The 16652-nt window shown below is 69.8% G+C and carries 13 protein-coding genes and 1 pseudogene; 1 reads left to right on the forward strand and 13 read right to left on the reverse strand.

The features are described 5' to 3' along the window. Window positions 1-61: 61 nt before the first annotated feature. The 12 genes and pseudogenes from ACEN9J_RS30950 to ACEN9J_RS31005 all read right to left on the reverse strand — a co-directional run bounded on the left by ACEN9J_RS30950 (window position 62) and on the right by ACEN9J_RS31005 (window position 15036). Window positions 62-952, reverse strand: coding sequence for an ABC transporter permease (locus ACEN9J_RS30950; protein WP_413762927.1), 891 nt, complete (start codon window positions 950-952; stop codon window positions 62-64). Further along, a complete protein-coding gene (locus ACEN9J_RS30955; RefSeq protein WP_413762928.1) occupies window positions 952-1869 on the reverse strand; it encodes an ABC transporter permease in 918 nt (305 codons plus the stop codon). The genes ACEN9J_RS30950 and ACEN9J_RS30955 overlap by 1 nt, the downstream gene beginning before the upstream one ends. A gap of 4 nt (window positions 1870-1873) precedes the next feature. Further along, on the reverse strand, window positions 1874-3142 hold the full coding sequence (locus tag ACEN9J_RS30960; RefSeq protein ID WP_413762929.1) for an ABC transporter substrate-binding protein: 1269 nt from the start codon (window positions 3140-3142) through the stop codon (window positions 1874-1876). A gap of 58 nt (window positions 3143-3200) precedes the next feature. Beyond that, the gene (locus tag ACEN9J_RS30965) at window positions 3201-4304 is read right to left on the reverse strand and encodes an ABC transporter ATP-binding protein (RefSeq protein WP_413762930.1); all 1104 of its coding nucleotides are present in this window, start codon (window positions 4302-4304) and stop codon (window positions 3201-3203) included. Between the two features lie 83 nt (window positions 4305-4387). Then, window positions 4388-5200, reverse strand: a complete 813-nt coding sequence (cobA, locus tag ACEN9J_RS30970) for a uroporphyrinogen-III C-methyltransferase (RefSeq protein ID WP_413762931.1) — start codon at window positions 5198-5200, stop codon at window positions 4388-4390. Further along, complete coding sequence (gene ybiB, locus ACEN9J_RS30975; RefSeq protein ID WP_261212587.1) at window positions 5197-6102, reverse strand: DNA-binding protein YbiB; 906 nt, start codon at window positions 6100-6102, stop codon at window positions 5197-5199. Before ybiB ends, cobA begins: the two co-directional genes overlap by 4 nt. A gap of 194 nt (window positions 6103-6296) precedes the next feature. Next, the gene (locus ACEN9J_RS30980; RefSeq protein WP_413764643.1) at window positions 6297-9032 is read right to left on the reverse strand and encodes a molybdopterin-dependent oxidoreductase; all 2736 of its coding nucleotides are present in this window, start codon (window positions 9030-9032) and stop codon (window positions 6297-6299) included. Continuing rightward, window positions 9018-10318 (reverse strand): annotated as a pseudogene (locus ACEN9J_RS30985) (FAD-dependent oxidoreductase); the annotation flags it as partial. The gene ACEN9J_RS30980 and the pseudogene ACEN9J_RS30985, both read right to left, overlap by 15 nt. Before the next feature lie 90 nt (window positions 10319-10408). Next, window positions 10409-11218 carry an ABC transporter ATP-binding protein gene (locus tag ACEN9J_RS30990; RefSeq protein ID WP_057592150.1) on the reverse strand — a complete coding sequence of 270 codons (810 nt, stop codon included), beginning with the start codon at window positions 11216-11218 and terminating at the stop codon, window positions 10409-10411. Then, the gene (gene ntrB / locus ACEN9J_RS30995) at window positions 11215-12138 is read right to left on the reverse strand and encodes a nitrate ABC transporter permease (protein ID WP_261212593.1); all 924 of its coding nucleotides are present in this window, start codon (window positions 12136-12138) and stop codon (window positions 11215-11217) included. The genes ACEN9J_RS30990 and ntrB overlap by 4 nt, the downstream gene beginning before the upstream one ends. A 10-nt stretch (window positions 12139-12148) precedes the next feature. Beyond that, window positions 12149-13393: a CmpA/NrtA family ABC transporter substrate-binding protein gene (locus ACEN9J_RS31000; protein ID WP_261212594.1), complete on the reverse strand. Its 1245-nt coding sequence runs from the start codon at window positions 13391-13393 to the stop codon at window positions 12149-12151. 350 nt (window positions 13394-13743) lie between these two features. After that, entirely contained in the window at window positions 13744-15036 is a 1293-nt protein-coding gene (locus ACEN9J_RS31005; protein WP_413762932.1) for a nitrate- and nitrite sensing domain-containing protein, read from the reverse strand. An 80-nt stretch (window positions 15037-15116) separates the two neighbouring features. Between ACEN9J_RS31005 and tsaD the strand changes: the two genes are divergently transcribed. Next, a complete protein-coding gene (tsaD, locus tag ACEN9J_RS31010) occupies window positions 15117-16169 on the forward strand; it encodes a tRNA (adenosine(37)-N6)-threonylcarbamoyltransferase complex transferase subunit TsaD (protein WP_057592154.1) in 1053 nt (350 codons plus the stop codon). A 69-nt stretch (window positions 16170-16238) separates the two neighbouring features. On the opposite strand, the gene ACEN9J_RS31015 is transcribed toward tsaD, so the two are convergent. Continuing rightward, a complete protein-coding gene (locus ACEN9J_RS31015; RefSeq protein WP_296737480.1) occupies window positions 16239-16613 on the reverse strand; it encodes an Hsp20/alpha crystallin family protein in 375 nt (124 codons plus the stop codon). Between the last annotated feature and the right edge of the window lie 39 nt (window positions 16614-16652).

The following is a 16652-nucleotide window of genomic DNA, read 5'->3' on the forward strand; positions in this document are numbered from 1 at the left end:
GCCCGCCTCTGTCTTGCTTTTTTGTAGGGGCGCGATTTTAGGTCGGGCGGCGCCAAAGCGGTCACCCCCTTCGGGTGGAGCGTCGCCGCAGCAACGCGGCCGCCCCCAGCGCCGCCGCCATGACCAGTAGCGACACCACGGTCGTCACCGTGCCGAGGGCATAGATCGAAGGGGTGGTCACGGTCGAGGTCAGGCCCTGCAGCTCGAGCGGCAGGGTGTTGACGTCGCCGATGGCCTGCGAGGTGCGCGCGATCTCGTCCCACGAGAGGGTGAAGCCGAACATGCCGATGCCCACGATCGAGGGGCCGATCAGCGGCAGCACGACGAAGCGGAAGGTCTGCCAGGGCGTGGCGCCGAGGTCGCGCGCGGCCTCCTCGTAGGCCGGATTGAAGCGGTTGAAGACCGCGAACATGATGAGCAGCCCGAAGGGCAGGGTCCAGGTGAGGTGGGCGCCGAGGGCGGAGCTGAACAGGCCGAGCGCGGTGCCGTAGCCCTCGAGCAGGGTGGTGGCGTCCATGGCGGTCAGCAGGGCCTTGATGCCGCTGTCGAGCAGCCGGAACTGCAGGCCGATGCCCAGCGAAATGATGATCGACGGCATGATCAGGCTCGCGACCGTGACGAAGAACAGGGTGTTGCCGCCCGCGAGCTTCTTGCGGAACGCGAGGCCCGCGAGCACCGAGAGCACGACGGTGAAGCCCATGACCACGGCGCCCAGCGCGAGCGAACGCCGGAACGCGGCGCCGATGTCGACCGTGCCCAGGCCCTCGGCGAGCTTGTGGAACCAGTGCAGCGAGACGCCCCGCAGCGGGAAGGTCAGGCCGCCTTCGGGGCCCTGGAAGCTCAGCACGAAGATCGTGATCATCGGGCCGTAGAGGAACAGCACGAAGAGGGCGAAGACGGTGGCCAGGGGCCAGAAGCCCTTGTTGCGTTTCTCTCTGATGTGCGGGGTCACTAGAGCTCCTTGCGAATGTCGACCAGCCGCGTCAGCCCCCAGATGATCATCAGCACCACGGCCAGCAGGATCATCGCGTTGGCCGCCGCCAGCGGGAACTGCAGGTACGAGGTCTGCACCTGGATGATCTTGCCGATCGAGGCGATCTGCTGGCCGCCCATCACGCCGATGGTCACGAAGTCGCCCATCACGATCGTGATGACGAAGATCGAGCCGATCAGGATGCCCGTGCGCGACAGCGGAACCACCACGTTCCACAGCGTCTGCCAGCCCGAGGCGCCCGCATCGTTCGCGGCCTCGAGCAGCGAGCGGTCGATGCGCATCATGCTGTTGAAGATCGGCACGATCATGAACATCGTGTAGAGGTGCACGAAGGCCAGCACCACCGAGAAGTCGGAGAACAGCAGCCACTCCACCGGCTGCTGCACCAGCCCCAGGCCCATCAGCGCCTGGTTCACCAGCCCGTTGCGGCCCAAGAGCGGTACCCACGAGATCATGCGGATCACGTTCGAGGTCCAGAACGGCACCGTGCACAGCACGAACAGCACCGTCTGCACCGTCGACGAGCGCACGTGGAAGGCCAGGAAGTAGGCCACCGAGAAACCGATCAGCAGCGTGATGCCCCAGACCAGCAGGCAGAACTTGAAGGTGCTCAGGTAGGTGTTGAGCGTCACGCAGAGATCGCCGTTGTCGGTCAGCCGCGAACAGCCCTCGAACAGGCTCAGGTAGTTGCGCAGCGTGAACGCCGGGATCAGCTCGTACTCGTTGAAGTTCCACAGGCTCACCATCGCCACCAGCGCCAGCGGAACCAGGAAGAACAGCAGGAACACCAGCGCGAACGGCGCCGCCTGCCACCACGCCTTCACGGCATGCAGGGGCGCGGTGGCGGCGTTCGCGCGGGTGGTGGGTGCACTCACGGGATCAGGCCGCGACGAACTCGTTCCACTTGCGGACCATGTACTCGTTCTCGTCCATCACCGCGTTCCAGCAGGCGATGCCGCCCATGCGCTGCTCGTAGCTGCCGCCGTCGCGTACCGCGCCGGCCTTGGCGATCACGTCGCCCTGCGGGCTCTTGATGTCCTGCGCCGCGGGCTTGCCCTCCATCCAGTAGGCCCATTCGTAGGCTTCCATCTTGGTCTTCGCGGTGTCGAGCACCGCGCTGTAGTAGCCCTGACGGTTGAGGTAGGCGCCGGCCCAGCCGTCGAGGAACCAGTTGATGAACTCGTAGGCCGCGTCGAGCTTCTTGCCCGACAACGTGGCCGGCAGGCCGAAGCCCGAGGCCCAGGCGCGATAGCCCTCCTTGAGCGGCTGGAAGGTGCAGTCGATGCCCTTGCTGCGCACGGCCGTCACGGCCGGCGACCACATCGACTGGATCACCACCTCGCCCGAGGCCATCAGGTTCACCGACTCGTTGAAGTCCTTCCACAGCGCGCGGAACTGGCCGGCCTTCTTGGCCTCGATCAGCGTCTTGATCGTGAGGTCGATCTCGGCCTTGGTCATGTTGCCCTTGTCGGCGTACTTGTGGATGCCCTTGGCCTCCACCACCATCGCCGCGTCCATGATGCCGATCGAGGGGATGTTGAGGATCGCGGTCTTGCCCTTGAACTCGGGGTTCAGCAGCTCGGCCCAGGAGCCGATCGGGCGCTTGATGAGGTCGGGGCGGATGCCCAGCGTGTCGGCGTTGTAGGTGGTCGGGATCAGCGACATGAACTGCGTGGCCGACTTGGCGAAGGCCTTGCTCTTCTCGCCCTCGAGGTAGATCACCTTCACGGGCGCCGTGCCCTGGTCGCCGACCTTCTTGCCTGCCACCTCGCCCTTGGTGAACAGCGAGGTGATCTTGTCGGCGTACTTCACGCGCTTGCTGTCGATGCCCTTGAGGTTGCCGGTCGGCACGATCTTCTTGAGAGAGAAGAACTCGGTGTCGATCAGGTCGAAGCTGTTGGGCGCCGTCACCGCGCGCTTGGTCACGTCGTCGGTAGTCACGGCCACGTACTGGATCTCGATGCCGGTGTCGGCCTTGAACTTCTCGGCGATCGCCTTGTCCTGGTTCACGGCCGTGCCGAGATAGCGCAGCACCACCTTGTCCTGCGCATGCACGAAGGGCGCGATGCCCGTGGCCAGGATGCCGGCCGTGCCTTGCAGCAGCGTGCGGCGCTTGAGTCCGAGGGTCGGGTCGATGATGTCGGTCATGCTGGGTCTCCTGAAAGAAAGGGGAGGAACGCGGAAGAGAAGAAAGAAAAGAGGGGGCTCAGAGCGTCATCGCGATCGCCGCCGTGTCGTCGCGCAGCGCGGCGGCGGGCTGCGGCGCGCGTTCGCCCGGCGGCTTGGCGCCCGGCCCGAGCACGCGCGCATCGGCCTCGGCCCACGACAGCCGCACGGCCTCGCCGAGCGCATAGGGCCGCGCGAGGAATGCGGCCTCGCCGAGCTGCACCGAGACATTCGCGCGCCCGGGCGCGGCCGCGTCGAGCGCGAGACCCAGCAGCACGTAGGTGCCCTGGTATTCGACGTCGGTGACGGTGGCGGCGATGCCTTCCGACGCCTCGGCGGCCGGTGCGATCCGCATGCGGTCGTTGCGCACCGCGATCGGGCCGGCGGGCGTGTCGAGCACGTTGTGGCCGCCCATGAAGCGCGCCACGAACTCGCTGGCCGGATGGTTGTAGACCGCGTGCGGCGAGCCGACCTGCTCGATCACGCCGTGGTTCATCACCACCATGGTGTCGGCCAGCGCCATCGCCTCCTCCTGCGAGTGCGTGACGTGCACGAAGGTCAGGCCCAGCTCCTTCTGCCAGCGCCGCAGCTCGGCGCGCATCTGGATGCGCAGGAAGGGGTCGAGCGCCGACAGCGGCTCGTCGAGCAGCAGCACGCGCGGCTCGGTGATCAGCGCGCGCGCCAGCGCCACGCGCTGCTGCTGGCCGCCCGAGAGCTCGCCGGGCTTGCGCGCGGCCAGGTGGCCCATCGCGACGCGCTCGAGCAGCGCATTGGCGCGCTGCTGGCGCTCGGCCTTGGCCACGCCCTTCATCTTGAGGCTGAAGGCCACGTTGTCGGTGGCCGACAGGTGCGGGAACAGCGCGAAGCTCTGGAACATCATCGCCGTGCCGCGCGCGGCGGCCGGCAGATCGGTGATGTTGCGGTTGTCGAGCAGGATGTCGCCGCTGGTCACCGACTCGTGGCCCGCGATCATGCGCAGCGTGGTGCTCTTGCCGCAGCCCGAGGGGCCGAGCAGGCAGCAGTAGCTGCCGCTGGCGATGCGCAGGTCGATCCGGTCGACGGCGGCCGGGGTGCCCGGGGCGTAGCGCTTGCTCAGCGCGACGATCTCGATGGCGGCGGGGACGGGCGTGGCGACGGCATTCATTACCCGTGGCCGAGCACGATCCATGCCCGCGGCCGCCGGGCGGGGCCGCCTCTACGCCTTAGGGCGTACGGCGCGCGCCGGGGTCAGGTGCCGAAGCGGTCCGCGTCCGCGGGCAGGCCGGCGGCGGCCAGGCCGCGCAGCACGTCGCCCACCACGATCACCGCCGGGCTCGCGAGGCCGGCCTCTGCGATGCCGCGCTGCAGCCGGCCCAGCGTGGTCGCGACGTGGCGCTGCTGCGGCAGGCTCGCATGCTGGATCACGGCCACCGGCGTGTCGGCCGGCAGGCCGTGCAGCAGCTCGTGCTCGATATGGGCCGCGCCCGACACGCCCATGTAGATCACCAGCGTGAGCCGCGCGCCGTGCGCGGTCGCGGCCAGCGCGCGCCAGTCGGTCGGATCGTCGGCGGCGCCGGCGCCCGTCTTGGCATGGCCGGTGACGAACACCACGCCCTGCGCATGGTCGCGGTGCGTGAGCGGCACGCCCAGCGCGGTGACGGCCGCGAGGCCGGCCGTGATGCCGTTGACCACCGCGCATTCGATGCCGGCCTCGCGCAGGTGCTCGACCTCCTCGCCGCCGCGGCCGAAGATGAAGGGGTCGCCGCCCTTGAGCCGCACCACCGTCTCGCCCTCGCGCACCGCGGTGATCATCAGCCGCTCGATGAAGGCCTGCGGCGTGCTCTTGCAGCCGCCGCGCTTGCCCACGTGCACGATGCGCGCATCGGGCCGGGCATGGGCCTGCACGATGGCGTCGTTCACGAGGTCGTCGACCAGCAGCACCGTGGCGGCCTGGATCGCCTTCACGGCCTTGACGGTCAGCAGCTCGGGGTCGCCCGGGCCGGCGCCCACCAGCGTGCAGCGGCCGGCGATGAGGGAGGGGGTGGGGGCGTTCGTTGTCATGCGTGGGATGCCAGTTGCGTGATGTACCGGACCTGCGTTGCGATCGCCTCGGGCACGGGGAGCTCGCCCGCCAGCACGCGGCGCGTGTAGTCGGCCGTGGTCGCGACGTCGATGTCCTTCGGCAGGCCGGGCACCTCGGGGTCGGTGCCGGGCTGCTGGGCCTGCAGCTCGGTGCGCACGCCGCGCACGAAGCCGTCGATCCGGGCGGTGCGGCGCGGGTCCGACACCACCTCGCCCTCGAGGCCGCGCGACAGCAGCGCCGTCATGCCGGTGAGCTCGAAGGTGTCGGCCATGACGCGCGCGTATTCGGGATGGGTGTAGCTGCCGACCACCACGCAGGCGCCGGCGCCCGGCTGCATCAGCTTGACCACGCTGTGGCCCGGATTGCGCAGGCCGACCACGCGGCGCACGTCGAGCAGCCGCTTGAGGCCCGGGCTCATCAGCTCGGTGGCGGCGAAGGCGGCCTCGCCGGCGGCGATTTCGCGCACCGCGGTCAGCGGCGCGGTGCCCAGCGCCTCGAGCACGTTGGAGGCCAGCACGCGCGCGGTCTCGGTGGCGCTGCCGTGCACCAGCACCGGCAGGCCCTCGCGCGCCAGCAGCAGCGCCAGCAGCGGCGTGAGCACCGGCAGCTTGCGCGCGCCGTTGTAGCTGGGCAGCACGACCAGCGGACGCTCGCTGGCGGGAAAGCGCGCCAGCCGCGCATGCGTGGCATCGAGGAAACCGGCCATCTCCTCGGGCGTTTCGCCCTTGATCCGCATCGCGAGGCAGAAGCCGCCGATCTCGAGGTCGGTGACGGTGCCGTCGAGCACCTGGCCGAACAGGTCGCAGGCCTGTTCGCGCGACAACGGCCGGGCGCCGCGCGCGCCCCGGCCGATTTCCTTGATGTAGTGGCTGATTCCCATGGGTAGGCGGATTGTCCCGCAAGGCTTATGCCGGAATGAAAGTCGGCTTATGCATGGTTTCTTGAAAGCGGACCGCCGGACGCAGAGGACGCGAAGGTTGCGCAAAGAGCGCAAAAGAAGACATGAAATTCTTGAGGTTCTCCTTTCGCGTCCTTCGCGCAACCTTCGCGTCCTCTGCGTCCGGAAGTCCGTATTCATGCGGCCACCGCAGCCTCGACCGGTGTCGCCCGCACCCGCCGCTTGAGTTCGGGAATGCAGGAGCCGCAGTTGGTGCCGCATTTCAGCGCCCCCTGCAGCGCGGCCAGCCGTTCCGCGGGCGAGCCGTCGCAGCGCCGCAGCTGGCGCTCGATCGCGAGGTCGGTCACGTTGAAGCAGGTGCAGACCGGCTTGCCGCGCGACTGCACCGCCACCGGGGCGCGCGCGCCGGGCGACAGCAGCAGCCGGCCGTAGTCCTGCGCCGGCAGCTCCTCGCGCAGCACGGTGGCGATCCAGGCCTCGGCGCTGGTGTCGCCGCCCAGCAGGAAGGCCTCGAGCCGCGCGCCATCGGCCCGGCGCGCCAGCCGCGCCGCGCGGCGCTGGCCGCGGCGACGGTCGGCATAGCGCAGGGTGTCGGGTGCCTGCAGGCCCAGCAGGCCCTCGATGCGCGAGAGCAGGGCGTCGTCGGGCGCTTCGTGGGCGGCGGCGCGGAACAGCAGGCCGCCGCGGCTGCCGTCGGCGCCCGAGAAGGGCACGCAGGCCGCGAACGGGAAGGCCGCCATCAGCGCCTGCAGCGCGCGGCGGGCGGCCAGCGCGTCGTCGTCGGGCAGCCAGGCCATGGCCAGCAGCGACCAGGGCAGCTCGGCCTTGAGGATCTTGACCGGCACGTGCTTGAGCTCGGGCTGCTTCGAGATGGGGCAGTACGCCGGCGTGGTGACGGTATTGATGCCGGCGAGCGGCGTGCCGGTGGAGGACGAGCCGCCCAGGTACTCGCCGCCCCAGTGCATCGCGACGAAGGCCTGGTCGGGCGCGATCTCCTCGCTGGCGCGCGCGGGCAGCAGGATCGAACCGCGCCGCGAGCTCAGGTGCACCAGGTCGCCCTCGCGCAGCGCGCGCCGCGCCATGTCCTGCGGGTTCATCTGCACCGCGGGCTCGGCCACGTGGCCGAACAGCCGGCCGACGTTGCCGGTGCGGCTCATGCCGTGCCACTGGTCGCGCAGCCGGCCGGTGTTGAGCGAGAACGGCCAGCGCGGCTCGCGCGGCTCGGCCAGCGGGCGGTAGACGGTGTCGACGAAGCGCGCGCGGCCGTCGGGCGTGGGGAACACGCCGTCCTCGTAGAGCCGCGCGCGGCCGGCCGTTTCGCCCTCGCGCAGCGGCCATTGCTGCGGGCCGGCGTGCTCGAGCAGCGCCCAGCTCAGGCCTGTGATGTCGAGGTCGCGCCCGCGCGTCGATTCGCGGTGCTCGTTCCAGACCGACTCGGCGTTCCCGTAGGGAAACAGCGTGGCCGCGCGGCCCAGCCTCGCCTCGAGCCGGCGCGCGAATTCGGCCGCGATCGACCAGTCGTGGCGCGCCTCGCCGGGCGGCGGCACGGCGGGGCGCACGCGCGAGATGCGGCGCTCGCTGTTGGTGACCGTGCCTTCCTTCTCGCCCCAGGTGGTGGCCGGCAGCAGCAGGTCGGCGTAGGCGCAGGTGGCGGTGGTGGCGAAGGCTTCCTGCACCACCACGAACTCGGCGCGCTCGAGCGCGCGGCGCACCATGGCCTGGTCGGGCATCGACTGGGCCGGGTTGGTGCAGGCGATCCACAGCGCGCGGATCTCGCCGTCGGCCGCGGCCTGGAACATCTCGACCGCCGTCTTGCCGGGCTGCGCGGGCACCGAGGGCACGCCCCAGAGCGCCGCCACCTCGGCGCGGTGCGCGGGGTTCGCGAGATCGCGGTGCGCGCTCAGCAGGTTCGCGAGGCCGCCGACCTCGCGCCCGCCCATCGCATTGGGCTGGCCGGTCAGAGAGAACGGCCCGGCCCCCGCGCGCCCGATCTGGCCCGTGGCCAGGTGCAGGTTGATCAGCGCTGCATTCTTCGCGGTGCCGCTCGAGGACTGGTTGAGCCCCTGGCAGTACAGGCTCAGCGTGGCCGGCGAGGTGGCGAACAGCCGGGCCGCCTCGAACAGCTGCTCGGTCGACAGGCCGCAGACCCGCGCCACCGTCTCGGGCGTGCAGTCGCCGACCGTGGCCTTCAGCGCTTCGAAACCGCTGGTGTGGGCCGCGATGTAGTCGGCGGCGATCCAGCCTTCGCGCAGCATCAGGTGCAGCATGCCGTTGAACAGCATCACGTCGGTGCCCGGCTGCAGCGGCAGGAACAGGTCGGCGATCTCCACCGTGTCGGTGCGGCGCGGATCGGCCACCACGATCTTCAGCGCCGGGTTGGCGGCCTTCGCGTCCTCGATGCGCCTGAACAGGATCGGATGGGCCCAGGCGGTGTTGCTGCCGACGATGAACAGGCACTGTGCGTGCCGCAGGTCGTCGTAGCAGGCGGGCGGCGCGTCGGCGCCCAGCGTCTGCTTGTAGCCTGCCACCGCGCTGCTCATGCACAGGCGCGAGTTGGTGTCGATGTTGTTGGTGCCGACCAGGCCCTTGGCGAGCTTGTTGAAGACGTAGTAGTCCTCGGTGAGCAGCTGGCCCGAGACGTAGAAGCCGACCGCGTCGGGGCCGTGCGCCTGCACGATGCCGGCGAAGCGCCCGGCCGCCTGGTCGAGCGCCGCATCCCAGTCCAGCGGCTGCGGTGCCTCGCTGCGGCGCGCGCGCTGCATCGGGCGCAGCAGCCGCGTCTGGCGCGTGATCGGCGCGCTGGCCGTCAGGTGCAGGGTCGAGCCCTTGGTGCAGAGGCGGCCGAAGTTGGCGGGGTGGTCGGGGTCGCCGCGCACGCCCGTGATCTGCGCGCCCTCGGACTCGATGATCACGCCGCAGCCGACGCCGCAGTAGGGGCAGGTGGAGCGGGTGTCGGTCATGCGGCCGCCTTCGGTTCGTCCTCGCTGGCAACGGCTTCACCGAACATCAGCCGGTCGCGGATCTCCTGCACGCTGCGCCCTTCGCGCACCAGCGCGTAGTACCAGCTGCCGTCCACCGTGTCGCCGTAGAGGCAGGCGCCCACCAGCTTGTCGTCCTTGAGCACCAGCTTCTTGTAGACGCCGCCGAAGGGATCGCTCAGCACGATCTCCTCGGTGCCTTCGCCGCCCATGAACTCGCCCGCGCTGAACAGGTCGATGCCCGTGACCTTGAGCTTGGTCGAGGTCAGCGAGCCCTGGTAGCGGCCGATGCCGAGCTGCGCGAGATGGTTGGCCGCCACCTTGGCCTGCTCGAACAGCGGCGCCACCAGGCCGTAGGCGATGCCGCGGTGCGCCGCGCATTCGCCCACCGCGTAGATGCGCGCATCGGTCACGGTCTGCAGGGTGTCGGTGACCACGATGCCGCGGTGGCAGTGCAGCCGCATGCGCTCGGCCAGCTCGACGTTGGGGCGGATGCCCACGGCCATCACGACCAGGTCGGCCGGGACCTCGCTGCCGTCCTTGAAGCGGATCGCGGTGACGCGGCCGTGCTCGCCGCCGACCAGTTCCTGGGTCTGCGCGCCCATCCTGAAATTGAGGCCGCGTTCCTCGAGCGACTGCTGCAGCAGCCGGGCCGCGGTTTCGTCGAGCTGGCGCTCCATGAGCCATGGCATGACGTGCACCACCGTCACCTCCATGCCGCGCCGCATCAGGCCGTTGGCGGCCTCGAGGCCCAGCAGGCCGCCGCCGATCACCACCGCATGGCGGTGCGTGCGCGCGGTCTCGATCATGCAGTCGGTGTCGGCGATGTCGCGGTAGGCGATCACGCCCTCGAGCTCCTTGCCGGGTACCGGCAGCATGAAGGGGGTGGAGCCGGTGCAGACCAGCAGGCGGTCGTAGGCGGCCTCGGTGCCGTCGTCGGCGCGCACGATGCGCTTCACGCGGTCGACCTCGACCACCTTCCTGCCGGCATGCACCGCGATGCCGTGGTCGCGGTACCAGTCCCAGCCGTTGAGCACGATCTCGTCGAGCGTCTGCTCGCCCGCGAGCACCGGCGACAGCATGATGCGGTTGTAGTTGGGGTGCGGCTCGGCGCCGAACACCGTGATCTCGTAGAGGCCGGGCGCGATCTTCAGCAGCTCCTCGAGCGTGCGCACGCCGGCCATGCCGTTGCCGATCAGCACGAGTTTCATCTTCTTCATGGGGCCCTGCCTTTCTGCGACCGAGCGGATATCGAGCGGGCGGGGCGCTGGTGTGCACCGATGCGCCGGGCGGCCCGGCTCGTACCCGGGTCAGGCCGCGGCCTTCTCCACGTGCCCCTGGCGCGTGTAGAGGAAGTCGATCACGGCCTTGCGCGCATGCACGTAGACGGGATCCTCCGCGAGCTCGACGCGGTTGCGTGGGCGCGGGATGTCGACCGTGAGCACCTCGCCGATGGTGGCGGCCGGGCCGTTGGTCAGCATCACGATGCGGTCGCTCAGCAGCACGGCCTCGTCCACGTCGTGCGTGACCATCACGACCGTGCTGCGCGTCTTCTGCACGATGGCCAGCAGCTCGTCCTGCAGCTTGGCGCGCGTGAGGGCGTCGAGCGCGCCGAAGGGCTCGTCCATCAGCAGCACCTTGGGCTCCATCGACAGCGCGCGCGCGATGCCCACGCGCTGCTTCATGCCGCCCGAGATCTCGCCGGGGCGCTTCTGCGCCGCGGGCGTGAGGCCGACCAGCGCCAGCGCCGCGTCGGTGCGCGCGCGCAGCTGCGCCTTGTTCTCGGTGGCGGCGAACACGCGCTCGACCGCGAGATAGACGTTCTCGAAGCAGGTGAGCCAGGGCAGCAGCGAATGGTTCTGGAACACCACCGCGCGCTCGGGGCCCGGGCCCTTGATCTCCTTGTTGGCGCACAGCAGCGCGCCCGCGGTGGGCGTGGTGAGCCCGGCGATCAGGTTCAAGAGCGTGGACTTGCCGCAGCCCGAATGGCCGATCAGCGTGATGAACTCGCCTTTGGCCACGTTCAGGTTCACATCGCGCAGCGCGACGAAGCGGCCCTTGGGCGTCTTGAAGGCCTGCTCGACGCCGTGGATCTCGATGTACTTCGACTCGTCGATCATGATTTCACCTCTTCGAACGTGAAGGCCGTCGCGAGCTTGATCAGCGCGAACTCGAGCACCAGGCCGACGATGCCGATCACGAAGATCGCGATGATGATGTTGGCGACGTTGAGGTTGTTCCACTCGTCCCAGACCCAGAAGCCGATGCCCACGCCGCCGGTCAGCATCTCGGCCGCCACGATCACCAGCCAGGCGGTGCCCACGGCCAGCCGCACGCCGGTCAGCATGTAGGGCAGCACGGCCGGGAACAGGATCTTGGTGAGGATCTTCCATTCGCTGAGGTTCAGCACCTTGGCCACGTTCATGTAGTCGCTCGGCACGCGCTGCACGCCCACGGCGGTGTTGATCACCATCGGCCAGATCGAGCAGATGAAGATGGTCCAGATCGCCGCCGGGTTGGCGCCCTTGAACACCAGGAGGCCGATCGGCAGCCAGGCCAGCGGCGAGACGGGGCGCAGCAGGCTGATCAGCGGATTGAACATGCGCGAAAGGAACTCGAAGCGCCCGATCGCGAAGCCGGCCGGAATGCCGACCAGCGCCGCGAGGCCGAAGCCCAGCGCCACGCGCTGCAGCGAGGACAGCACGTTCCAGCCCACGCCCTGGTCGTTCGGGCCCTTGCTGTAGAAGGGATCGCTGAACACCGTGAGCGCCTGCTGCCAGACCGCCAGCGGCGAGGGAAAGCCGGTGGTGCTGCGCATGGCCACGATCTCCCACACCAGCAGCAGCAGGCCGAAGCCCGCGAGCGGCGGCAGCACGCGCATCCAGAAGGCGCGCAAATCGAGCGGCGTGCGCACCCGCGGCTCGGGCGCGGGCAGGGGGCGAACGGGGGCCGCGGTGGCGGCCGCCGGCTTGGCCGCGAGGGCCGGGGCCGACGGCGCGGCGACCGCCTCGAGCGGCGAATGGAAGACTGCGCTGACCATGGTGTTCTCCCTATGCATGGAGCTTGAAGGACTCGGCGTACTTCTTCGGGTCCTTGCCGTCCCAGACCGAACCGTCGAACAGCTTGCTGCTGCGCATCGGGTCCTTGGGCACCGGCGTCTGCGTGGCGGCCGCGGCCTGCTTGTAGATGTCGATGCGGTTGATCTCGGTCGCGACCTTGAGGTAGTCGGGATGCTCCTTGAGCAGGCCCCAGCGCTTGTGCTGCGTGAGGAACCACATGCCGTCGGACAGGTAGGGGAAGCTGACCGCGCCGCCGTTGTAGAACTTCATGTGGTTGGGGTCGTCCCAGCTCTTGCCCAGGCCGTTGACGTAGCGGCCCAGGATGCGCTGGTTGATCGCGTCCACGCTGGTGTTGACGTAGCTCTTGTCGGCGATGGTCTCGGCCATCTTGTTCTTGTTCTGCAGGCCGGCGTCGATCCACTTGCCGGCCTCGAGCACGGCGGCGGTCACGGCGCGCGCGGTGTTCGGATACTTCTTCGCGAACTCGGCCGTGGTGCCGAGCACCTTCTCGGGATGGTCCTTCCAGATGTCCTGCGTGGTGATGGCCGTGATGCCGATGCCGTCCATGATCGCGCGCTGGCCCCAGGGCTCGCCGACGCAGTAGCCGTCCATGTTGCCCACGCGCATGTTGGCCACCATCTGCGGCGGCGGCACGGTGATGTTCTTGACGTCCTTGAACGGGTCGATGCCGGCCGAGGCGAGCCAGTAGTAGAGCCACATCGCGTGGGTGCCGGTGGGGAAGGTCTGGGCGAAGGTGTATTCGCGCTTCTCGCTGGCGATCAGCTTGGCGAGCGAGGCTGCGTCGACCGCGCCCTTGTCGGCCAGCTTCTTCGACAGCGTGATCGCCTGGCCGTTGTTGTTGAGGGTCATGAGCACGGCCATGTCCTTCTTCGGGCCGCTCAGGCCCAGGTGCATGCCGTAGACCAGGCCGTAGAGCACGTGCGCCATGTCGAGGTCGCCGTTGGCCAGCTTGTCGCGCACGCCGGCCCAGCTCGCCTCCTTGCTCGGCACGATCTTCACGCCGTACTTCTTGTCGATGCCCAGCACCGAGGCCATCACCACGCTGGCGCAGTCGGTCAGCGGGATGAAGCCGATCTTCACTTCCTCCTTCTCGGGCTTGTCGGAGCCCTGGGCCCAGACGGCGGCGCGCAGTGCGGGATCGATCCCGACGGCGCCGATGGCGGCGGCCTGCAGCACGCGGCGCCGGCTCAGTTTGGTTTGCAGCGGATCGGACATGGGGCGGACTCCTGCGAAGAGAAAGGCGGAAGACAAAAACGAAAAGGCGTCCTCACCACCGCGGGGGCTGCTCGCAAACGAGCCAGCCCCGCGGGATAAGGACGCCTTTGTCCGGGTCGGTGGACGGCCCCCGCCATTGGGGGCCCTCTGCCTGGAGGCCCGAAAGCCTCATGAAATGTCTTGAGCAAAGCGCGTGCCAGCCCTGCCGCGCGTGGTTTTGCTATGGCTTTGCTAGCTCGATACGCCGTATGGGTGCGCCCGGGCCTTCGATTCGGTGGGAAAAGGCGGCCGGCGCGTCGGCAGGCACGGTTGTTGTGCACTGCACCAGAGCGGACCGATCGACGCGCAGGTCAACGCGGCAGGTAGTCGGCCATCGCGAGCACCGACTCGGCCACGTCGACCAGCCGGCGGTTCTGGTTCATCGCGGTCTGGCGCAGCATCTTGTGCGCCTCTTCCTCGCTCATCCGGCGGTGCGCCATCAAGAGGCCCTTGGCGCGCTCGACCAGCTTGCGCTCGTTGAGCGAGGCGCGCACGGTCTCGAGCTCGTCGCCCATGGCCTGCAGCCGGCGCGACTGGGCCTGCACCATGTCGAGCACCGAGCGCTCGAGCGTGCGGCCGTAGAGCGTGGCGGCCTCGGGCGCGGCGGGACGCGCGGCGGCCGGTACCGGCGCCAGCACGTCGTCGAAGAAGCGCTCGCCGTCGTCGCGCGGCGCCAGGGTGTCGAGCAGGCGCTGGTAGTCCTCGAGTTCGCGCCGCGCCTGCGCGGTCTTGTGGCCGCACTGCAGGCGCAGGTCGTCGGCCAACTGGTCCTCGACGGTGCGCATGGCGTCGATGCGCGCGCTGCAGCAGTCGAACCAGGCCTGGCTCAGCCGCGGGTCGGGCAGGCCGCCCGCGGGCGCCGCGCCCGGATGCACGGTGCCGATGCGGCGCATGCGCTCGAGCCCGGCCAGGGTGCTGTCGCTCTGGCTCTGGCGCCACAGCGCGAGCAGCGCGGGATTCGAGAACTCGGTGAAGACCTGGAAGCAGCGCTCCTGCGACTCGACCAGGTGCAGCCACTGGGCCCGCTGGGCGTCGTCGACGCGGCCCATGGCGAGGGCGGCGGCGCCGAGGGCGCGCTCCTGGCCCGCGAACTCCTTGCCCTGCATGAAGTTGAACAGCGCCACCAGCAGGCGCGAGATCTCGGGGTCGGTGGCGCCGTCGGCGGCCTCGAACACCACCGACAGCAGCCCCGCGACCAGCTTGGCGAAGGCCGCGGTGGCCTGCGCGGGCTGCAGTTCGAGCGCGCCGATGCGCCGGCGCAGGGCCGGCAGGCCGTCCAGGCCCGGCAGCACCCAGGCGATGCGGCTGAACAGACGCGTGTGGTTGCCGTCGCCCGCGCGGCCGTGCGCCTCGGCCTCGAGCCGGTCGAAGCCCAGCCGCACCGCCTGCTCGAGCGCCACGCACTCGGCGATCTGAGGATCGCGCTGGTCGCCGAAGCGCGCGCCGCGCGAGGCCAGGAACAGGTTCGACATGCCGCGCTCGCGTTGCAGCGCATGCACGAGCCGGCCCACGGCGCCGACCAGCTCGCTGGTGCGCGCGAGCTGCTCGAGCGCGTCGATCTCGCTGCGCCGCGCGGCGATCAGGAAGTGCAGTCCGGATTTCATGGGGTGCAGGACGAGCAGCAACATCCGTGCCGTACCCCCGCGCCAGCAGCGCCTACCGCCCGCCGCCTACACTCGCGGCCATGCTGCTTCTAGGAATCGAATCCTCCTGCGACGAGACCGGCGTGGCGCTGGTCGAGTCGCATGGCGACGCGCTGCCGGTGCTGCGCTCGCATGCGCTGCACAGCCAGATCGCGATGCACCAGGCCTATGGCGGCGTGGTGCCCGAACTCGCGAGCCGCGACCACATCCGCCGCGTGCTGCCGCTGACCGATGCCGTGATGGCCGAGGCCGGGCGTGCGCTGGCCGAGGTCGACGTGGTCGCCTACACGCGCGGCCCCGGCCTCGCGGGCGCGCTGCTCGTGGGCGCGGGCGTGGCCTGCGCGCTGGGCGCGGCGCTCGGCAAGCCCGTGCTGGGCGTGCACCATCTCGAAGGCCACCTGCTGTCGCCGTTCCTGAGCGCCGACCCGCCCGAGTTCCCCTTCGTGGCGCTGCTGGTCTCGGGCGGCCACACCCAGCTGATGCGCGTGGACGGCGTGGGCCGCTACGAGCTGCTGGGCGAAACCATCGACGACGCGGCCGGCGAGGCCTTCGACAAGAGCGCCAAGCTCATGGGCCTGCCGTACCCCGGCGGCCCCTGGCTCGCCAAGCTGGCCGAGGGTGGCGATCCGGCGGCCTTCAAGTTGCCGCGCCCGTTGCTGCACAGCGGCGATCTCGACTTCTCCTTCGCCGGCCTCAAGACGGCCGTGCTCACGCAGGCCAGGAAGCTCGGCGATTCGCTCGAGGCGCGCAAGCCCGACCTCGCGGCCTCCACGCAGGCGGCGATCGTCGAAGTGCTGCTGAAGAAGTCGCTGGCCGCGCTCGACCAGGCCGGCCTCAAGCGGCTGGTGGTGGCCGGCGGCGTGGGAGCGAACCGCATGCTGCGCGAGCAGTTGAATGCCGCCTGCGCGAAGCGCGGCGTGCGCGTGCACTACCCCGAACTGCACCTGTGCACCGACAACGGCGCGATGATCGCGATGGCCGCGGCGATGCGGCTGCAGTCGGGGCTGTCGCAGCCCACCGAGCGCTACGCTTTCGACGTGAAGCCGCGCTGGCCGATGGCCTCGCTGTCGGCGGACCTGCCCGCCACCGCCTGAGAGCGCCCATGAAAAAGCCCGCGTGGCTGGTCGCCGCGCGGGCTTTTTCGCAGGTCGGTTGCGCCTGGATCAGTTGATCTGCAGCTGCGAGACCTGGCTGACCGGCACCACCTTGGCGAGCTTCAGGGTCAGCACGCCGTTCTCGAGCTTGGCTTCGCTGGCCGCTGCGTCGATGTCCAGCGGCAGCTCGTAGGCGGCCTTGAACTGGCGCTTGGCGTCGGCCTTGCTCTCGATGCGGACCACGGCGCCTTCGATGCCGATGCTCAGGTCCTCGCGGGCGAAGCCGGGCACGTCGAGCGACAGGGTCCAGCTCTTGTCGTCCTGCTCGACCAGCGGCGAGCGGCGCGCGGTGCCGGCGAAGGCATCGTTCACGAAGCGTTCGAAGGCGCGGTCGTAGGCGCGGGGGGTGAAACGGGTGGCGCGGAGAGCGGGTGCGAAAAACATGGAAGTACTCCTGAATGAACACAATGGGGACATGGAATG

The sequence above is a fragment of the Variovorax sp. Varisp41 genome, from assembly GCF_047325085.1.
GTDB lineage: Bacteria > Pseudomonadota > Gammaproteobacteria > Burkholderiales > Burkholderiaceae_C > Variovorax.